18 protein-coding genes are annotated in these 17,223 nt (G+C 62.2%); 10 read left to right on the top strand and 8 right to left on the bottom strand.

What is annotated here, in order from left to right; all coding sequences use genetic code 11:
• Positions 1–32 precede the first annotated feature (32 nt).
• The 10 genes from yfmF (at position 33) to ACMKFF_RS02535 (ending at position 10,353) form a co-directional block, all read left to right on the top strand.
• Complete coding sequence (yfmF, locus tag ACMKFF_RS02580; protein WP_419495946.1) at positions 33–1,298, top strand: EF-P 5-aminopentanol modification-associated protein YfmF; 1,266 nt, start codon at positions 33–35, stop codon at positions 1,296–1,298.
• A complete protein-coding gene (yfmH, locus tag ACMKFF_RS02575) occupies positions 1,295–2,584 on the top strand; it encodes an EF-P 5-aminopentanol modification-associated protein YfmH (protein ID WP_419495945.1) in 1,290 nt (429 codons plus the stop codon). The genes yfmF and yfmH overlap by 4 nt, the downstream gene beginning before the upstream one ends.
• Entirely contained in the window at positions 2,581–3,567 is a 987-nt protein-coding gene (gene lgt / locus ACMKFF_RS02570) for a prolipoprotein diacylglyceryl transferase (protein ID WP_419495944.1), read from the top strand. The genes yfmH and lgt overlap by 4 nt, the downstream gene beginning before the upstream one ends.
• A 6-nt stretch (positions 3,568–3,573) precedes the next feature.
• The gene (locus tag ACMKFF_RS02565) at positions 3,574–3,996 is read left to right on the top strand and encodes a hypothetical protein (RefSeq protein ID WP_418464317.1); all 423 of its coding nucleotides are present in this window, start codon (positions 3,574–3,576) and stop codon (positions 3,994–3,996) included.
• Positions 3,997–4,129: 133 nt separating this feature from the next.
• The gene (locus ACMKFF_RS02560) at positions 4,130–5,326 is read left to right on the top strand and encodes a M14 family metallopeptidase (RefSeq protein WP_419495943.1); all 1,197 of its coding nucleotides are present in this window, start codon (positions 4,130–4,132) and stop codon (positions 5,324–5,326) included.
• 94 nt (positions 5,327–5,420) lie between these two features.
• Positions 5,421–5,906, top strand: coding sequence for a COG2426 family protein (locus tag ACMKFF_RS02555; RefSeq protein ID WP_349136737.1), 486 nt, complete (start codon positions 5,421–5,423; stop codon positions 5,904–5,906).
• Between the two features lie 20 nt (positions 5,907–5,926).
• Positions 5,927–6,451 carry a deoxycytidylate deaminase gene (locus ACMKFF_RS02550; protein ID WP_419495942.1) on the top strand — a complete coding sequence of 175 codons (525 nt, stop codon included), beginning with the start codon at positions 5,927–5,929 and terminating at the stop codon, positions 6,449–6,451.
• 154 nt (positions 6,452–6,605) lie between these two features.
• The gene (gene rpsO, locus ACMKFF_RS02545; RefSeq protein ID WP_349136735.1) at positions 6,606–6,872 is read left to right on the top strand and encodes a 30S ribosomal protein S15; all 267 of its coding nucleotides are present in this window, start codon (positions 6,606–6,608) and stop codon (positions 6,870–6,872) included.
• A 177-nt stretch (positions 6,873–7,049) separates the two neighbouring features.
• Entirely contained in the window at positions 7,050–9,179 is a 2,130-nt protein-coding gene (locus tag ACMKFF_RS02540; RefSeq protein ID WP_349136734.1) for a polyribonucleotide nucleotidyltransferase, read from the top strand.
• Between the two features lie 175 nt (positions 9,180–9,354).
• Positions 9,355–10,353 (top strand): helix-turn-helix domain-containing protein, encoded by a 999-nt coding sequence (locus ACMKFF_RS02535; RefSeq protein ID WP_419495941.1) that lies wholly within the window; start codon positions 9,355–9,357, stop codon positions 10,351–10,353.
• Positions 10,354–10,395: 42 nt separating this feature from the next.
• Here ACMKFF_RS02535 and ACMKFF_RS02530 read toward each other — a convergent pair whose 3' ends face one another.
• The 8 genes from ACMKFF_RS02530 to ACMKFF_RS02495 all read right to left on the bottom strand — a co-directional run bounded on the left by ACMKFF_RS02530 (position 10,396) and on the right by ACMKFF_RS02495 (position 17,184).
• On the bottom strand, positions 10,396–11,286 hold the full coding sequence (locus ACMKFF_RS02530) for an undecaprenyl-diphosphate phosphatase (RefSeq protein ID WP_418488123.1): 891 nt from the start codon (positions 11,284–11,286) through the stop codon (positions 10,396–10,398).
• 324 nt (positions 11,287–11,610) lie between these two features.
• The gene (locus ACMKFF_RS02525) at positions 11,611–11,763 is read right to left on the bottom strand and encodes a hypothetical protein (RefSeq protein ID WP_419495940.1); all 153 of its coding nucleotides are present in this window, start codon (positions 11,761–11,763) and stop codon (positions 11,611–11,613) included.
• Between the two features lie 3 nt (positions 11,764–11,766).
• Positions 11,767–13,773: a ferrous iron transport protein B gene (gene feoB, locus ACMKFF_RS02520; RefSeq protein ID WP_419495939.1), complete on the bottom strand. Its 2,007-nt coding sequence runs from the start codon at positions 13,771–13,773 to the stop codon at positions 11,767–11,769.
• The gene (locus ACMKFF_RS02515; protein ID WP_349136729.1) at positions 13,770–14,003 is read right to left on the bottom strand and encodes a FeoA family protein; all 234 of its coding nucleotides are present in this window, start codon (positions 14,001–14,003) and stop codon (positions 13,770–13,772) included. The genes feoB and ACMKFF_RS02515 overlap by 4 nt, the downstream gene beginning before the upstream one ends.
• A gap of 108 nt (positions 14,004–14,111) precedes the next feature.
• Positions 14,112–14,858, bottom strand: coding sequence for an ABC transporter permease (locus ACMKFF_RS02510; protein ID WP_419495938.1), 747 nt, complete (start codon positions 14,856–14,858; stop codon positions 14,112–14,114).
• Entirely contained in the window at positions 14,855–15,583 is a 729-nt protein-coding gene (locus ACMKFF_RS02505; protein WP_419495937.1) for an ABC transporter ATP-binding protein, read from the bottom strand. Before ACMKFF_RS02505 ends, ACMKFF_RS02510 begins: the two co-directional genes overlap by 4 nt.
• Positions 15,580–15,816 carry an AbrB/MazE/SpoVT family DNA-binding domain-containing protein gene (locus tag ACMKFF_RS02500; protein ID WP_349136726.1) on the bottom strand — a complete coding sequence of 79 codons (237 nt, stop codon included), beginning with the start codon at positions 15,814–15,816 and terminating at the stop codon, positions 15,580–15,582. The genes ACMKFF_RS02505 and ACMKFF_RS02500 overlap by 4 nt, the downstream gene beginning before the upstream one ends.
• A gap of 105 nt (positions 15,817–15,921) precedes the next feature.
• Positions 15,922–17,184, bottom strand: coding sequence for a serpin family protein (locus ACMKFF_RS02495; protein WP_419495936.1), 1,263 nt, complete (start codon positions 17,182–17,184; stop codon positions 15,922–15,924).
• Positions 17,185–17,223: the final 39 nt, after the last annotated feature.

The raw sequence follows: 17,223 nt of genomic DNA, 5'->3' as shown, positions 1-17,223 counted from the left end.
AAGGCAAACATGCTGAAAAAGGATGAATGCCCATGATCGAAACGATCGAGCTGGCCGCAGGCGTTACCCTGCTGGCCGTGCAGACCGAGAAATTCAAGTCCGGCTGCTTTAGCTTCAACCTGATGCGCCCGCACACACGGGCCGCCGCCCCGCTCGATGCCCTGCTGCCAAGTGTGCTGCTGCGCGGCTCGGAGCGCTGGCCGGATATGCGCGCCATCTCGATGCGCCTTGACGAGCTGTACGGCGCAACGCTCGGCACACTCGTCCGCCTGCGCGGCGAAACGAAGCTGACCGGCTTTTACGCTGATTTTATTGAAGAGGCCTTCCTCCCGGCGGGCGAGGCCGTCTTTGCCCCGATGGTGGATTTTTTCCGCGATATTCTGTTCCATCCCGCGCTGGAAAACGGCCTGCTGAACGCCCGCTATGTTGAAAGCGAAAAGCAGAACCTGATCCACGCCATCGAGTCCGCGCAGAACGACAAGCGCGTCTACGCCGCCATGCGCATGCGCCGGATCATGTGCGAGGGCGAAGCCGCCAGCATTCCCCGCCTCGGCTATGCTGAGGACGTCGCCGCGATCACGCCGGAGGCCCTGACGGCGCACTGGCGCACGGTGCTGCGCACCGCTCCCATCATGCTGTTCTACGCAGGCCGCCGCACGCCGCAGGAGGCCGCCGCCCTGTTCCGTCCGCTGTTTGACGGACTGGAGCGTGACCCCGTCTCTCCCCCGCCGACGGTCGTGCGCCGAAGCGCGAAGACCGTGCGCGAGGTTACGGAGTCCATGGATGTCACGCAGGGTAAGCTCGTCATCGGCATGCGCACCGGCATCACTGCCTCCGACCCGGACTATCCCGCCCTCGTGCTGCTCAACTCCGTCTACGGCAGCGGCGTGACGAGCAAGCTGTTCGTGAATGTCCGCGAAAAGCGCTCACTGTGCTACTATGCCTCATCCGCCGTTGAGAAGTTCAAGGGTCTGATGATCGTGTCGTCCGGTATCTCGTTTGATCAGTATGAAACGGCACGCGACGCCATTCTGGCCGAGCTGGACGCCTGCCGCCGCGGCGAGATCACACCGGAGGAGCTGGAATCCGCCCGCCGCTCGCTGATCTCCGCTGTCCGCGCCGGGCTGGACACGCCCGCCGCGCTCGACGACTGGTATATCGGCATGTCCATCGAGCCGTGCGACGACCCCGAGACCATGCTGCAGAAGCTCCCCGCCCTGACGGTCGAAGATGTCGTGCGCGCAGCCCGGCGCATCACCACGGACACGATCTATTTCCTGAAGGGAGACGAAGCATGACACTGCATGAATTCCCGCGCCTCGGCGAGCGCTACTGGGAGCAGCGGCTTGAAAACGGCCTGCTCCTCCGCGTCGTCCCGAAACCCGGCTTTGCCCGCAGCTACGCCTTCCTCGGCGTGGACTACGGCTCCGTCGACACGTCCTTCACGCGCGGCGGCATCCCCTGCCGCACGCCGGATGGCGTGGCGCACTATCTGGAGCACAAGATGTTCGATCTGCCGGAGGACAACGCGATGAACCTCTTCGCGGCCCACGGCGGCTATCCGAACGCCTTCACCGGCTATGCCATGACGGCCTATTATTTCGACTGCACCGAGCAGTTCGCCGAAAATCTCCGTATTCTGCTGCGCATGGTGCTCACGCCGTGGTTCCCGGCCGAGAGCGTAGAAAAGGAGCGCGGCATCATCGCCCAGGAGATCCGCATGTATGAAGACAGCGCAGACTCCCGCGCCTATGAGGACCTGTTCGGCGCGATGTTCGCGCATCACCCCATCCGCGTTCCGATCGCCGGAACGGTCGAATCCATCGGTGAGATCACCCCGCAGGTCCTGCAGGACTGCCATGCGGCATTCTACGCGCCCGCAAATCTCATGCTCTGCGTAACGGGCGATGTCGACCCTGCGCTGGTGGAGGAGATCGCCCGTGCGGAGTCCGCAAACGCCCATGCAGAGCCGGTCCCCGTGCGGGACTACGGCCCGGCCGAGGCCATGACCTGCCCGACAAAGCGCACGGTCCGGCATATGGAGATCGCCATGCCGACGTTCTGCCTCGGCTTCAAATGTGAGCCGCCCGCCCGCGGTCTGGAGTCCATGCGCCGCGAGATCATCGGCGATCTGGCTGCCGAAATTCTCGTAGGAGAATCCTCGGCGCTCTACACGCGCCTGTATGACGAGGGCCTCATCAATTCGGACTTTTCCGCCGGATATGAGAGCGTGCGCGATGCCTGCCTGTTCAGCGCGGGCGGCGACAGCCGCGACCCGGACGCCGTGCTCCGCGCCATTCTGGACGAGGCGCAGCGCCTGTCCCGCGCGGGCTTTGACCGCGCGCTGTTTGACCGGCTCATCCGTTCGTCGCTCGGCCGCCGCACCCGCGACCTTGACAGCTTTGAAAGTGTGTGCTACCGTATGTGTGCCTACCACTTCGACGGCGTGGATTACTTCTCCTTCCCGGAGGCCTACGCTTCCGTCACGCCCGAGGACGTGCTGCAATTCATCCGGCAGGTCATCCGCCCGGAGCGCGCCGCGCTCAGCATCATTCTTCCCAATGAAAGTGAGGAATCCGCATGAACATCTTCTTAACCAGTCCCATCAGCTTCCCCGGGCTCGGCATTGAGGGCATTAATCCGCCCGACGGCTTCTGCATCCCGGGAACAAACTTCGAGATCAAATTCTACGGCGTCATCATCGCCATCGGCGTGCTGCTCGCCGTGACGTACTGCCTGCGCCGGGCAAAGCAGTTCGGCGTCACGCAGGACGACATTCTCAATCTCGTGCTCATCTGCCTGCCGTCCGCCATCGTCGGCGCGCGCCTGTACTATGTCATCTTCGAGTGGGACCAGTTCTTCGGCCCCGGCATCCCGTGGTATCGCTTCCTCGACATCCGCAGCGGCGGTCTTGCCATCTACGGCGGCGTCATCGGCGCGGTGCTCGGCATGCTGATCTATACCCGTGTTCGGAAGCTCAAAATTTTTCCCTGCCTTGACCTGACCGGCATCGGTCTGCTGCTCGGGCAGGCCATCGGCCGCTGGGGCAACTTCTTCAACCGAGAGGCCCACGGCGGCGTGACGACCTGCTTCCTTCGCATGGGCCTGGTTGAGAACGGTGCGCTGCAGTATTTCCACCCGACGTTCCTCTATGAGTCCGTCTGGAACCTGACCGGCTTTGTCGTGCTGCACTTCCTGTCAAAGAAGCGCAAATTCGACGGTCAGATGTTCCTTGCATATCTCGCATGGTACGGCGCAGGGCGCATGGTCATCGAGGGCCTGCGCACGGACAGCCTGTGGCTCGGCCCGGTCCGTGTCAGCCAGCTGCTCGCAGCCGTGACCATGCTGCTGTCGCTCGGCATCCTGCTGTATCAGGCCATCTTTGTCAGACACGATCCCGCGAAGATGCAGGTCAACCGCGTGGCAGCCGCCGAAGCCGCCGCTGCCACGGCCGCAGAGACGCAGCCGGAGGAGACCGCCGAACCGGAAGATGCAGCATCTGAGCCGGAGGACGAAGCATCCGGGAAAACCGAAGAATCCATTGAACCCGACGAATCAAAGGAGTGATCTTTTATGAAGGAAACCATGGAAACCCTGAAGTGCAAGGCCGTCCACGTTGCGGCCGGCGCAGCCCAGACCGCGCGTCTCGTCGCGCTGATCTCCAAGAAGAAGTTTGCCATTCTGGCGGAGCAGGACAAGATCCGCCGCTGCTACACGCAGCTTGGTAAGGTCTACTACAAGGACTACGTCACGGATGAAGAGCCGGATGACGCCGAGTACGACCCGCTGTGTGAGCGCATCTCCCAGTCGTTCCGCCGCATCAACCGCCTGCGTCAGGAGCTGGAAGCCGCGAAGACCAAGCTTGCCGGCGAGCAGCCTGAGGACGAAGCCGAACCCGAGGCCAAGCCCGAGACGGAGCCGGAAACCGAAACCGCTGCGGAAGAAGAGGACTTTGCGGACAACGAAACTCCCGAGGCCCCGGAAGAGAACTCCTGAAGCAACTGCCGGACTGTCGAAAATACCGCCCGGCCGAAAGTTTCGGAGAGAAGGTTCGAAGGAGCTTATTTTGACAAGCTGCACATGAATGTTCCCCCTCCGGCATAGATATGTCCCGGAGGGGGAATTTTCTATGCGCTTGACCGAGCTTGCCCTGCAGCGGGCGGGTGCCGCCGATCTGGAGGAATTCCAGCGGCGCGAGGGCCTGTATCCGTCCGGGCAGGAGGATATTCTGACCATGCAGCGGCTCACGCCGCTGCTGCTGGGCTATGAACGCTATATGGTCAAGCCCGGCGACACCTATTACCGCATCGCCACGGCGCGCGGCACATCCGTCCGCGCCATGCTGACGGCCAATCCGAACCAGAACCCAAATCTGCTCATCCCGGGGCAATATCTGAACGTGCCCTACGGCTTCCCCGTCGTGCCGGCGGACGTCCCGTTTTCATCGGAGCTGCTGCAGATCTGCGTGCAGGGACTTCTCGTGCGCTATCCGTTCCTGTCACAGAAATGCATTGCCCGGACGGCGTGGGGCAGGCCCGTCACAGCCCTGCGCATCGGGCAGGGGCCGCGCTGTGCGCTCTATAACGCCAGCCACCATGCGAACGAGTGGATCACAACACCGGTCCTGCTGCTGTTTCTGGAGCAATACGCCTATGCCGTGGCGACGGAGGGGCGCATCCTCGGCATGGATGCCCAGCAGCTCTGGCGGCGCACAACGCTGTGGCTCGTGCCAATGGTGAACCCGGACGGCGTCGACCTCGTCACGGGGGCCATCCGGCCGGGCAGCCAACAGTATCAGGCAGCGCAGCGCATCGCGGCAGGCTTCCCGGAAATTCCGTTCCCGGGCGGCTGGAAGGCGAATCTGACGGGGACGGACCTCAATCTGAACTACCCCGCAGGCTGGGAGCAGGCGCGCACAAACAAATTCGCACTCGGCTTCACCGGCCCGGCCCCTCGGGACTATGTCGGGGCCTCGCCGCTCGACCAGCCGGAAACGGCTGCTATGGCAGCTCTGACCCAGACCATCCGGCCGGACGTCACGCTGTCCTATCACACGCAGGGAGAAGAGATCTACTGGCGCTTTCAGGACTATGCGCCGCCCGGTGCGCAGGAGCTCGGTGAACGGCTGGCGCGGGTCAGCGGCTACCGGCTGGAGGACACGCCGTTCGCCTCGGGTTTTGCGGGCTATAAGGACTGGTTCCTGCAGGACTTCCGCCGCCCCGGCTATACGATCGAGGCCGGTCTCGGCACGAATCCGCTGCCGCTTTCCCAGTTCGACGAAATTTACCGGCGCAACATCGGCATCCTCGTCCATGCGCTGCCGTAACAGCCAATGCCTGACTTCCGTCAGGCATTCTTCTTGCAATCGGGCGCGTCGTATGCTATACTGAGGATACATTTCTGAAAGGTGAGCTGAAACGATGATCGATTGGCTGTTCGGCACCGTCCTTGGCAAATGCGTGATGACGTTTCTCATTTCGCTGCTGCCGGTCGTGGAGCTGCGCGGCGGCATCCCCTATGGCATTTCGCAGGGACTGGATCCCTGGCTGGCCTTCGCCGCAAGCGCACTGGGCAATATGCTGCCCGTCCCGTTCCTGCTGCTGTTCGTGCGGAAGATCCTGCACTGGATGAAGCGCTATCCCCGCCTCGGCCGTCTTGCCGTTTCGCTGGAGCGCCGCGCCGACCGCAAGAGCAGCCGTGTGCGCAAATCCGAGCTGGTCGGTCTGTGCATCCTTGTCGCCATTCCCCTGCCCGGCACCGGCGCCTGGACCGGCGCCCTCGTCGCCGCGCTGATGGAGATGCGGCTGAAGCGCGCCCTGCCCGCCATCTATGCCGGCGTGCTTATTGCCGGTCTGCTCGTGACGCTCGCCCTGACCGGCGTGAAGGCCCTGCGCTTTCTCGCCTGACCCGTCCGAAAGGAGCCGCGATGAAACGAACCGACTACATTTCCTGGGATGAGTATTTCATGGGCGTCGCCCTGCTGGCCGCCCGCCGCAGCAAGGACCCGAACACGCAGGTCGGCGCCTGCATCGTCTCGCCGGACAACATCATCCTCTCCACCGGTTATAACGGTCTGCCCTGCAGCTGCAGCGACGACGTCTTTCCGTGGGAGCGCGAGGGTGCGGAGACAAAGTATCCCTATGTCGTCCATGCGGAGCTGAACGCCATTCTGAACGCAGGCGGCCGCGTGCTGCGCGGCGCGCGACTGTATGTGGCCCTGTTCCCATGCAATGAGTGTGCCAAGGCCATCATCCAGAGCGGCATCCGGGAGATCATCTATTTTTCCGACAAATACGCCGAAACGGCCAACATCCGTGCCTCAAAGCGCATGCTGGACGCCGCCGGTGTGCACTATCACCCGCTGCAGACAGAGCTTGCCTCCATCACGCTGGATTTCCGCGCGCCGGAAAGCGCCGGGATCCCGCAGAAAAGCGACGCGGACAAAAAATAATCCTTTACTTTTCCGTCATTCTATGCTACGATATTACGGCTGGTAATTTTGCCGGTACATCCACGCGCTCAGTTCTGGGAGACCGCTCCGGAAGGAGCATTCCGCCCGCCCGGACTTAGCCGTTGGATAATATTTTGAAAGGTGGAGTATTCCCATGATCCAGAAGGAAAAGAAAACCGCTATCATCGCCGAGTATGCGACCCATGAGGGCGACACCGGTTCCCCCGAGGTCCAGATCGCGATCCTGACCGCCCGCATCAACGAGCTGACCGAGCATCTGCGTGAGCACAAGCACGACAATCACTCCCGCCGCGGCCTTCTCATGATGGTCGGCAAGCGCCGCAGCCTGCTCGACTACCTGGCCAAGAAGGACATCAACCGCTATCGCGCCATCATCGCTCGTCTGGGCATCCGTAAGTAATCACGAACAATGGGCGGCCCGCCAGCGGTCCGCCCATTTTCACGATTTCCCCATCCCCGCATTTCCCCGCACACGGGAGCGAAGTTTAGCAGTTGAAGGCGCTGCCGAGCGCGCGTTTGGCCGCGGCTTCAAGTGCTAAACCTCCCGTGGAACTTCATTCTGACAGGAGGATAAACCATGATCACCAGAAAACAGTATCCCAACCACCATGTGTTTGAGACTTCCATCGGCGGCCGTCCCTTTACCGTCGAGACCGGCAAGGTCGCAGAGCTGGCCGACGCCGAGTGCATCTGCCGCTACGGCGACACCGTCGTGCTCACGACCGTCACCTGCTCCCCGGATCCCAAGCCCGGCATCGACTATTTCCCGCTGACCATCGAGTTCGAGGAGAGAATGTACGCCGTCGGCCGCATTCCCGGCAGCTTCAACCGCCGCGAGGGCAAGCCCTCCGAGCGCGGCATCCTCAACAGCCGCATCATCGACCGTCCGATGCGCCCGCTCTTCGACGATGAGCTGCGCAACGATGTCGTCGTGACCTGCACCGTCCTTGCCAACGACTACGAGAACCCCGTTGAGATCGTCGCCTCTCTGGGCGCTTCCATCTCTGTGGCCTGCTCCGACGTCCCCTGGAACGGCCCGATCGCCACGACGAACGTCGCCTATGTCGGCGGCCAGTACGTCATCAACCCCTCTGCCGAGCAGCGCAGCGCCTCCGAGTGCTTCGTGTGCATCGCCTCAACGTTCGAGAAGGTCGTCATGATCGAGACCGAGGCCAAGGAAGCCCCGGAGAGCATCGTGCTCGAGTGCATCCGCATCGCCCATGAGACGAACATGGAGGTCGTGAAGTTCATCAACACCATCGTCGAGACCATTGGCAAGCCGAAGTTCACGTTTGAAAAGGCAGCCGTCAACCACGACCTGCTCGACGATCTGTGCGCCTATGGCATGAACCAGATCGAATATGCCCTCGACACCGACGACAAGAACGTCCGCGAGGAGCGCCTGACCGCGGCCCGCCGCGATTTCGCCGACAAGTTCGCCGAAAAGTATGAGGACTTCGACGTCAACATCGAGGTCTGCCTGTATAAGATGCAGAAGAAGGTCGTCAAGAAGTGGCTGCTCGAGGGCAAGCGCGTCGACGGCCGCCAGATGGACGAGATCCGCCCGCTCGACGCCGAGGTCGGCGTTCTGCCGCGCGTCCACGGCTCCGGCCTGTTCTCCAGAGGCCAGACGCAGGTCCTGTCCATCTGCACGCTCAACACACTGTCCGCCGCGCAGAAGCTCGACACCATCTATCCGGAAGAGACGAAGCGCTATATCCACCACTACAACTTCCCGTCGTTCTCCACCGGCGAGGCCAGAGCAAGCCGCTCCACCTCCCGCCGCGAGATCGGCCATGGCTCCCTCGCCGAGAAGGCCCTGCTGCCTGTGATCCCGAGCGTTGAGGAGTTCCCGTATGCCATCCGTGTCGTCTCCGAGGTCCTGTCCTCCAACGGCTCGACGTCGCAGGCCTCCATCTGCGGCTCTACGCTGGCACTGATGGACGCCGGTGTTCCCATCAAGCGCCCGGTCGCCGGCATTTCCTGCGGCCTCATCTCCGATCAGGAGACCGGCGCATGGCGCACGTTCACGGACATTCAGGGCGTGGAAGACTTCCACGGCGAGATGGACTTCAAGGTCGCCGGTACGACGGAAGGCGTCACCGCCATTCAGATGGACCTGAAGAACAAGGGCCTGACGATGGAGATCATTGCCGACGCACTCGAGCGCTGCCGCAAGGCCCGTCTTGAAATTCTGGACAAGGTCATGCTCCCCTGCATCTCCGAGCCGCGCGCGGACGTCTCCGAGTACGCTCCGAAGATGATCTCCATGAAGATCCCCGTCGAGAAGATCCGCGAGGTCATCGGCTCCGGCGGCAAGACCATCCAGAAGATCTGCGCCGATACCGGCGCCAAGGTCGACATCGACGACGACGGCAACGTCTTCATCGCTGCGGTCGATCCCGCTGCGGGCTACGCCGCCAAGAAGATGATCGACGACATCTGCTTCGTCCCCGAGGTCGGCGCCCTGTACTACGGCAAGGTCGTCCGCATCCTGCCGATCGGCGCGTTCGTCGAGATCGCTCCGGGCCACGACGGCATGGTCCACATCTCCAAGCTTGAAAACCGCCGCGTCGAAAAGGTCGAGGACGTTCTGAACGTCGGCGACATGACGTGGGTCAAGTTCATGGGCTTCGATGAGAAGGGCCGCGCGAACTTCAGCCGCAAGGATGCCCTGAAGGAGATCGCTGAGTCCGAGAAGAAGTAAACCTGATTTCTCCAATGTCCGGCGCGAAAGCGCCGGGCATTGTCGTTTTGAAAGGCACAACCGCCGCTCAACCGGAAGTTGAGCGGCGGTTTTTTGCAAAATGAACGACCGGATGATAGCTTTTTCGGCCAATTCATGATATGGTAATGCCAGAACATGAAGGAGGAAAATCACAATGGAACAGGGAACGCTTGGAAAGCGCATTGCCTATCACCGCAAGCGGCTGGGCATGACGCAGGAGCAGCTGGCGCAGCGCGTCGGCGTGAGCGCACAGGCGGTGAGCAAATGGGAGAACAACCTCTCCTGCCCCGACATCACCATTCTGCCGGAGCTTGCCTCCATCTTCGGCATCAGCGTGGATGAGCTGCTCGGCCGCACACCACCGAAGGAGGAGCGCGTACACGAGGCAGAGGTCATCAAGCCGGAGGAGAAGGAACACATTCTGGATTACACCATCGGCAGCGCCGCACGCAGCGGGCTGTGGTTCGCGATCTACGTCCTCGCCATCGGTGCGCTGTTTCTTGTCAATGCGCTGGGAAAATTCGATGTATCCGTCTGGACGATCCTCTGGACATCCGCCCTGCTGCTGGGCGGTCTGAGCATGCTGACGCACCGCTTCTCCTGCTTCAGCATCGGCCTGATGCTCGTAGGCGGCTATTCGCTGCTGACCGCATTCGGCTTTCTGTCCATCGGCTTCCGCTGGAGCGTCCTGATCCCGGTCTTTCTGCTGCTGTGGGGCGTGAGCCTGCTGGTCGATTATTTCTGCGGCCGCAGGCGGAAGCAGCACCATGTGCGCGCCTCCTACGGCGGGAAATTCACGCAGAACACGCACTGCGATAACGGCCACCTGAGCTGCGAGCTGAGCTTTGGCTCCTGCCGCGTGCCGGTCGTGACGCCGCTCCTGCGCAGCGGCAGGATCGAGGCGAGCTTTGGAGACTTCACCGTCGACCTGTCCGGCTGCGAGGCCGTGCAGGACAACTGCCCGCTGACCGTCGAGACGAATTTCGGCAGCCTGACGCTGCTCGTGCCGGACCGCTTCGCCGTCACGGTCTCCGGGAAGGACACGACGGCAGCCAGCCTCGATCAGCGCGGGACGCCCTGTGAACATCCCGAGGCACAGATCCTGCTGGATGCCGATCTCAGCTTCGGCAGCCTCGAAATCAAGTACATATAAATACCGGGACCGCCTCTCTTTGTGAGGCGGTCCCGCTTGATATCAGCGGATCACATAGAAGTACAGCAGCACGAGCAGGCCGAGGCCGATGCGATACCAGCCAAATGCCGTGAAGTCGTGCTTGCGGATATAGCCCATGAGGAAGCGGATGGCCAGGATGGACACACCGAAGGCGACCGCCATGCCGACGAGCAGCACGCCAAGCTCCGTGCCGCTGATCGCGCCGAATTTCACGATCTTCAGCAGCGACGCGCCGAACATCACGGGCACGGCGAGGAAGAACGTGTATTCCGCGGCGACCTCGCGCGACGTGCCGATGAGGATGCCGCCGAGAATGGTCGCACCGGAGCGCGACGTGCCGGGGATGAGCGCGAGCACCTGGAACACGCCGATGAGCAGCGCATCCGACCAGCGCAGCGAAGCGATGGAATTCACGCGCGGCTTGCGGCTGCGGTTATACCGCTCGACGAACAGGAAGCCGGCGCCATAGAGCAGCAGCATCAGGGCCACGACGGTCGGGTTATAAAAGTGCTTGTCGAGCCAGTCGTTCAGCGGCAGGCCGATGAGCATGGCAGGCAGGCAGGACACCGCGATCTTCAGCCACATGACGATCTTGTCCATGCAGCAATAACGGTCGCCGAAGCGCTGCAGGCCGCCCACGAAGCCGTTCGTGCTCTGCTGGGCGAACCACGAGCGCTGCGGGATGCGCTTACGGTGGAAGGGCCAGAGCTTGCTCCAGTAGAGCACCACAACAGCAAGGATCGCGCCGAGCTGGATGACAACGTTGAACATCTCCTTGAACGCATCCGACTGCTGCAGCGGCCAGATGGCGTCCGTCAGGATCAGATGGCCCGTGCTGCTGATGGGGAGCCATTCCGTGATGCCCTCCACGATGCCGAGCAAGATGACCTTCAGCCATTCGATAAAATTCATGAAAAACCTTCTTTCCGGTTATCTGTTCGATTCTATGCCAATACTGGGAAAGTATAGCACATCTTCCGCCGGATGTCAAAGCAAAAGGGGATGCGGCCGCATCCCCCTCAGCTTGTCTAAAAAGTCCAAAGGGACTTTTTAGACAAGCTGCTTTCCGAATTGCAAAATATAATTTTGTAGCACTATTTTGCAATTCTGCCGCTGCGGCGGGTTATTTGACGCGAAAGGAAACCCTGACGGTTTCCTTTCACACTATCCTTCCCTCCGAAATTTTCGGCTAAGCAGGTTTTTTGACAGTCTGAAGGGGATGCGGCCGCATCCCCTTTATCTGTCTTCTTTTCCGCAGGACGTCCGGCAGTGGGCGCAGTCTCCACTGCAGCCGCCGCAGCCGCAGCCGCGGTGGTGCAGCATGCGCCAAAGCGACACAGCCAGCCATGCCGCCAGCAGCGCCAGCACGACCCATTCCAGCCAGCCCATGCGTCAGGCGATCAGCAGCTGGAGCTGATACAGCCCCGCCGCAACGCACCAGGCTACAACGCACTGGAACACCGCAACGACTGCGCCACGCAGCCTGCCGCCCAGCTCGCGCCCGATGGCCGCAATGGCCGCGACGCACGGCGTGTAGAGCAGGGTGAACGTCAGGAAGCTCACGGCCGACAGCGGCGTGAACAGGCCGGAGAGCGCCGCGCTCAGGTGCTCCGTTCCCGCGCCGGTCAGGATGCCGAGCGTGCTGACCACGGCCTCCTTGGCCGTAAAGCCGGTGATGAGAGCCGTCGTCACACGCCAGTCCTCAAAGCCCAGCGGGCGGAACACCGGCGCGAGGATGCGCCCGACGGACGCAAGCAGGCTCCTGCTGCTGTCCGTCACGAAATTCAGGTGCAGGTCAAACGACTCCAGGAACCAGATGGCAAGCGTCGCCACGAAAATGACCGTAAACGCGCGCTGCAGGAAGTCGCGCGCCTTGTCCCACAGGAGCATGGCCACGCTCTTGAGCGTCGGCAGGCGATAATTCGGCAGCTCCATGACGAACGGGACGGGATTTCCGCGGAACACCGTGTGATTCAGCAGAAGGGAGATGAGCACGCCGACGACCATGCCGCCAAAGTAGAGCAGCGCCATAGCGAGCACAGCATGCTGCGGGAAGAATGCCGCCGTGAACACGGCATAGATCGGGATCTTGGCCGAGCAGCTCATGAACGGCGTCAGCAGGATCGTCAGGCGGCGGTCGCGAGCGGACGGCAGCGTCCGCGTTGCCATCACGGCGGGGACCGTGCAGCCGAAGCCGATGAGCATCGGCACGAAGCTGCGGCCGGACAGGCCGATCTTGCGCAGGAGCTTGTCCATCACAAAGGCGACGCGCGCCATATAGCCCGTATCCTCCAGAATGGACAGGAAGAAGAACATGACCACAATGATGGGCAGGAAGCTCACCACACTGCCGACGCCGGCAAAAATGCCGTCGATGATAAGGCTATGTACCACCGGGTTCATGCCATAGGCCGTGAGGCCATGGTCGACCACCGCGCTCAGGCGGCTGATGCCCAGCGCCAGCAGGTCCTGCAGGCCCGCGCCGACCACGTCGAACGTCAGCCAGAAGATCAGCAGCATGATGCCGACAAAGATCGGCAGGGCTGCATATTTGTTCGTCAGCACGCGGTCAATGCGCACACTGCGCAGATGCTCGCGGCTCTCGCGGCACTTGACCACGGTTTTGGAGCACAGGCGCTCGATGTAGTCATAGCGCATGGAGGCAATGGCGGCATTGCGGTCCAGCTTGCCCTCGTCCTCCATCTCGACGATGCTGTGCTCGACCATCTCCAGCTCGTTCTGATTGAGCAGGAGGCGGCTGATGATGTCCTCGTCGCCCTCGATGAGCTTCGTCGCCGCAAAGCGCCGGGCCATCCCGGCAGCCTGCGCGTGATCCTCGATCAGGTGCGAGACGGCGTGGATGCAGCGGTGCACCGGACCGTCGTCGCAGAAATCCACGCGCTTCGGCAGCGTACGCGTATGCGCGACGCGCACGGCGCTTTCGACCAGATCCTCAATGCCCTCGTTCTTCGCCGCGGCGATGGGAACGACCGGAATGCCGAGTTCATCGGACATTTTCTGCACATCGATGGTGCCGCCGTTGCCGCGCACCTCGTCCATCATGTTGAGCGCCAGCACCATCGGGATCTGCATTTCAAGAAGCTGCAGCGTCAGATAGAGGTTGCGCTCGATATTCGTGGCATCGACGATATTGATGATGCCGTCCGGCTTCTGATTCAGGATAAAATCGCGGGTCACGATCTCCTCGGCCGTATAGGGTCGCAGAGAATAGATGCCCGGCAGATCGACGACGCTGCAGCCCTTTGCGCCGCGCATCACGCCCTCCTTGCTGTCGACCGTCACGCCGGGAAAATTGCCGACATGCTGGTTGGACCCGGTGAGCTGATTGAACAGCGTCGTTTTGCCGCAGTTCTGATTTCCGACCAGTGCAAAGATCATGCGCCCACCTCCGGCAGGATCTCGATCTGCGCCGCGTCGTCCATGCGAAGCGTCAGCTCATAGCTGCGCAGGCGAATCTCCATGGGGTCACCCATCGGGGCGATCTTCTGCACCGTCACGCGCGTATTGGGGATCAGGCCCATATCCAGCAGTCTGCAGCGCAGGATCCCCTCGCCGCCGACCGCCGTAATGAGCCCGCTTTTTCCAACAGGAAGCTCCTTTAAGGTCATGGCTTCTCCCTCCAAAGTTAGACAGTCTTAACATTTTTTCATAGTAGCATACTCGGCTTTCCCTGTCAAGGAAAAAAACGGTGCACCGAAAATCGGTGCACCGGAAATTTATCTTGCGGTCATTTTTCTGCGGAAGATCACAATGGCCGCCGTCAGCAGGCCAAAGGCCCATGCCAGAACGATCCAGAGCTGTGGGAACATGCCGCCCCAGTCCCCTGCCAGAGCGGCCCGCGCCGCGTCGACGGCGTTGGCGAACGGGAGCGCGTAGGCGATGCGGCGGAAAACCTTTCCGCCAAGGTCGAGCGAGAACCAGATGCCGGAGAGCCACGCCGAGACATTGGTCAGCAAGGCTCCGCACATCCCACCGACGGCCTTTTCCGGCAGCAGCGTGCCGCACAGCATCCCGAGCGCCAAATTCACAAGCGCGATGGGCACGTTGACCGCCGTGCAGGCCAGAATGCGCCACGACACCGGCAGGCCGAGCGGGATGGCCGCCAGCAGGCACACAAGCGTCTGTGCCAGCGCCATGGGGAGCATGGGCAGCAGATAGCCGAGGATGAAATCCCGCCCCGTCAGCGGCGAGGCATACAGCCGCAGGATGAGGGCCGACGAGCGGTCGCGTGAGAGCAGCAGCGCGGAAAACAGCGCCAGAAAGCTCAGGCTGAACACGCTGACGCCCGGCGCAAGCTGCTCCGGCTCAAAGAGCGTCATGTGGGCCTCCGCCGGGATATGTCGCTTCAGGAAGCTCAGCAGCAGGAGCAGCAGGATGGGAAACGCGACGCCGAAGCCGACGCTGATCGGATCGCGGAGAATTTCGCGCGCGTTGCGCGAGGCAAAAAAGCGCATTCTTCTCATTGGACTCCCTCCCCTGCCAGCTTGATAAAGGCCTCCTCAAAGCGCGTCTCGCCCGCCGCGGCGCACAGCTCCTGCGCCGTGCCGCAGATACGCAGCCTGCCGTGCGACAGGATGCCGATGCGGTCGGAAAGCGCCTCCGCCTCCTCGAGATAATGCGTGGTGAGGATGACGGTCACTCTGCCGCGCAGGCTTCGGATGACCTGCCACAACTCCCGCCGCGCCAGCACATCCAGCCCGAGCGTCGGCTCATCCAGAAATACGAGCTGCGGCTGCGAGATCAGCGCCATAGCGATGGAAAGCCGCCGCTGCCAGCCGCCGGAGAGCGTTTTGGCCCGGCTGCGCTCTACCTCGCCCAGATGGAACTCCGCGATCGTCTCCGCCGCGCGCTGCGCGGCCTCCCGGCGCGATGCGCCGTAGATCCCGGCGATAAGCTCGAGATTCTCCCGTACCGTCAGGTTCGGCGCAACGGCCGTCTCCTGCGGGGAGAGATTGATGCGCCGCTTGATCTCCTGCGGCTGCTGCGTCAGGCGAAAGCCGAGGATGTCCGCCTCGCCGCCCGTCGGCTGCAGCAGGCCCGAGAGCATGCGCAGCGTCGTCGTCTTGCCCGCTCCGTTCACGCCCAGCAGGGCAAACAGCTCGCCCTGCCGGACGGTCAGGTCCAGCCCGTCCACGGCCGTGTGCGCACCGAAGCGGCGCGTCAGGGCATGGGTCTCAATGGCGTTCATGCTTTGTCATCCTTTCTCTTCGGCATTGCCGCCGTAATGGCCGCAAAGATCTGCCCGGCCTGTGCCTTGGGCGGCAGAGCGATGCCCTGCTCCGTGTCTGCCAGCAGCAGAAGCTGGTCGCCCGGCGCGATACCGAACATTTCGCGCACCTCGGCCGGGATGACGATCTGCCCCTTCGGCCCGACCTTCACGGTCGTCATGTATTTTCCCTCCGGGAAGCCATTGTTTCCCATGGTCGTTCCTCCATTTCCGATTTGTATAACTTGTATCACTAGTTATACCACTAATGGGGGAAAAAATCAACCCGTGCGCGGAATTTTCCGCGCACGGGCTGCAGGTTATGAGATCTGATTCACAATCCCGAGGAAGACGATGCTCTGCGTCTCATGGTCGAAGATCACGCAGAGATACGGGCGCGTGAGCTCGACATACTTTGGCGGCTCCGTCTCCACAGCCGTTGTCTCCATGATGGGAAGGCTCGTCACGGCCGCACCGATCGTGCCGCTCTCATCGACCTGCAGATAGGTCTTCTGCTGGACTGCGTCGATCTTCAGGGGCGTATCGGACAGCAGGGAGAAATCCGCCGCGTCCGTAAAGGCCGTCTGCATGCCCATGGCCTCAAGCACGGGCCGCAGCGACGCCGTCGTGGATGCCGTGAACTTCGGCATGCGCGTATAGACTTTTTTCGCCTGCGGCTCACAGAGGGCATTCAACAGTGTCGCGCCGTCCAACGCCTCGAGCAGCTCCTCCGGTGTGGTGCCCTCGGCAGGCAGAAGGCCCGCAAAGGAATAGCGTCCGCCGGAATAGTGCTTCACAAAGCCTGTTGCGCCCGCGACCTCAAGATAGCCGCGCTCTTCACCGGACAGGTAGGTCACGGTCTGCTCCGTGCCGTCGCTCGCGTGGAACGTACCCTCGCTGCAGCTCTGCGGCTCATAGGGGCTGGCCCACTCTGCGTCGAATGTCATGGCGTTGATGAGATAGGTCACGATGCTCGGGTCATCCTGCTCCAGGAGCTTTTTGATGCGCCCCTTCGTGTTAGAATCGACCCATTCGTTGATGGCCGCAACACTGAGGTCCCCGGCATGGACCTCCGCGCCGTATTTCTGCTCCATGGTCTGCCGGAACTCCGGCAGGAGCTGCACGGTTCCATTCCGTGTCCAGATCGAATTTGCGGAGACGACCTCGCCGTCCTCCGCCGCGCGGCAGGAAGCAAGCCAGGCATTCAGATCGTCCAGCTTCGCGCCGAGGGCATATTCCATCTCCTCCAGCGTGCGGCCGCCCGCGCCGTTTGCGGCCATGCCGAGGGCCAGCAGGGCGGAATACGGCGAGAGGATCGTCGTGGCGTCGGGCTTTGCCGCGCTGCGCAGCAGACCGAGCGCGAAATTCGCCCCGCCTACCGCCGCCGTCTGATCCGGTACGGTCAGATCCTCGACCGGCTCCGGCTTTTCCGACGACTCGACGGCATCACTCGGAACGACCGGGTCCAGCCCGGCATCGGTCGGCTTCGTTTCCTCCGTTGCCTCCGTCGGAGCGGCGGGACTGCCGCAGGCCCCGAGCAGCAGTGCTGCCAGCAGCAGGCAGATGAGTTGTTTCAGCTTCATGCGTGATTCCTCCTTTGCAGATGTTCTGTTGCTTAGACG

This window comes from Faecousia sp. (assembly GCF_048519415.1).
Classification (GTDB): Bacteria; Bacillota; Clostridia; order Oscillospirales; family Oscillospiraceae; genus JAZOXB01.
The sequence above is the reverse complement of the archived record's forward strand: the minus strand, read 5'-3'. Positions and strand labels throughout refer to the sequence as shown.

Coding starts and splice junctions, on each gene's coding strand:
- yfmF (WP_419495946.1), top strand. CDS start 33: ATGATCGAAACGATCGAGCTGGCCGCAGGCGTTACCCTGCTGGCCGTG.
- ACMKFF_RS02525 (WP_419495940.1), bottom strand. CDS start 11,763: ATGGGCTGGCTGGAATGGGTCGTGCTGGCGCTGCTGGCGGCATGGCTG.
- ACMKFF_RS02540 (WP_349136734.1), top strand. CDS start 7,050: ATGATCACCAGAAAACAGTATCCCAACCACCATGTGTTTGAGACTTCC.
- rpsO (WP_349136735.1), top strand. CDS start 6,606: ATGATCCAGAAGGAAAAGAAAACCGCTATCATCGCCGAGTATGCGACC.
- ACMKFF_RS02505 (WP_419495937.1), bottom strand. CDS start 15,583: ATGAACGCCATTGAGACCCATGCCCTGACGCGCCGCTTCGGTGCGCAC.
- ACMKFF_RS02515 (WP_349136729.1), bottom strand. CDS start 14,003: ATGACCTTAAAGGAGCTTCCTGTTGGAAAAAGCGGGCTCATTACGGCG.
- feoB (WP_419495939.1), bottom strand. CDS start 13,773: ATGATCTTTGCACTGGTCGGAAATCAGAACTGCGGCAAAACGACGCTG.
- ACMKFF_RS02500 (WP_349136726.1), bottom strand. CDS start 15,816: ATGGGAAACAATGGCTTCCCGGAGGGAAAATACATGACGACCGTGAAG.
- yfmH (WP_419495945.1), top strand. CDS start 1,295: ATGACACTGCATGAATTCCCGCGCCTCGGCGAGCGCTACTGGGAGCAG.
- ACMKFF_RS02550 (WP_419495942.1), top strand. CDS start 5,927: ATGAAACGAACCGACTACATTTCCTGGGATGAGTATTTCATGGGCGTC.
- ACMKFF_RS02530 (WP_418488123.1), bottom strand. CDS start 11,286: ATGAATTTTATCGAATGGCTGAAGGTCATCTTGCTCGGCATCGTGGAG.
- lgt (WP_419495944.1), top strand. CDS start 2,581: ATGAACATCTTCTTAACCAGTCCCATCAGCTTCCCCGGGCTCGGCATT.
- ACMKFF_RS02510 (WP_419495938.1), bottom strand. CDS start 14,858: ATGAGAAGAATGCGCTTTTTTGCCTCGCGCAACGCGCGCGAAATTCTC.
- ACMKFF_RS02535 (WP_419495941.1), top strand. CDS start 9,355: ATGGAACAGGGAACGCTTGGAAAGCGCATTGCCTATCACCGCAAGCGG.
- ACMKFF_RS02555 (WP_349136737.1), top strand. CDS start 5,421: ATGATCGATTGGCTGTTCGGCACCGTCCTTGGCAAATGCGTGATGACG.
- ACMKFF_RS02495 (WP_419495936.1), bottom strand. CDS start 17,184: ATGAAGCTGAAACAACTCATCTGCCTGCTGCTGGCAGCACTGCTGCTC.
- ACMKFF_RS02565 (WP_418464317.1), top strand. CDS start 3,574: ATGAAGGAAACCATGGAAACCCTGAAGTGCAAGGCCGTCCACGTTGCG.
- ACMKFF_RS02560 (WP_419495943.1), top strand. CDS start 4,130: ATGCGCTTGACCGAGCTTGCCCTGCAGCGGGCGGGTGCCGCCGATCTG.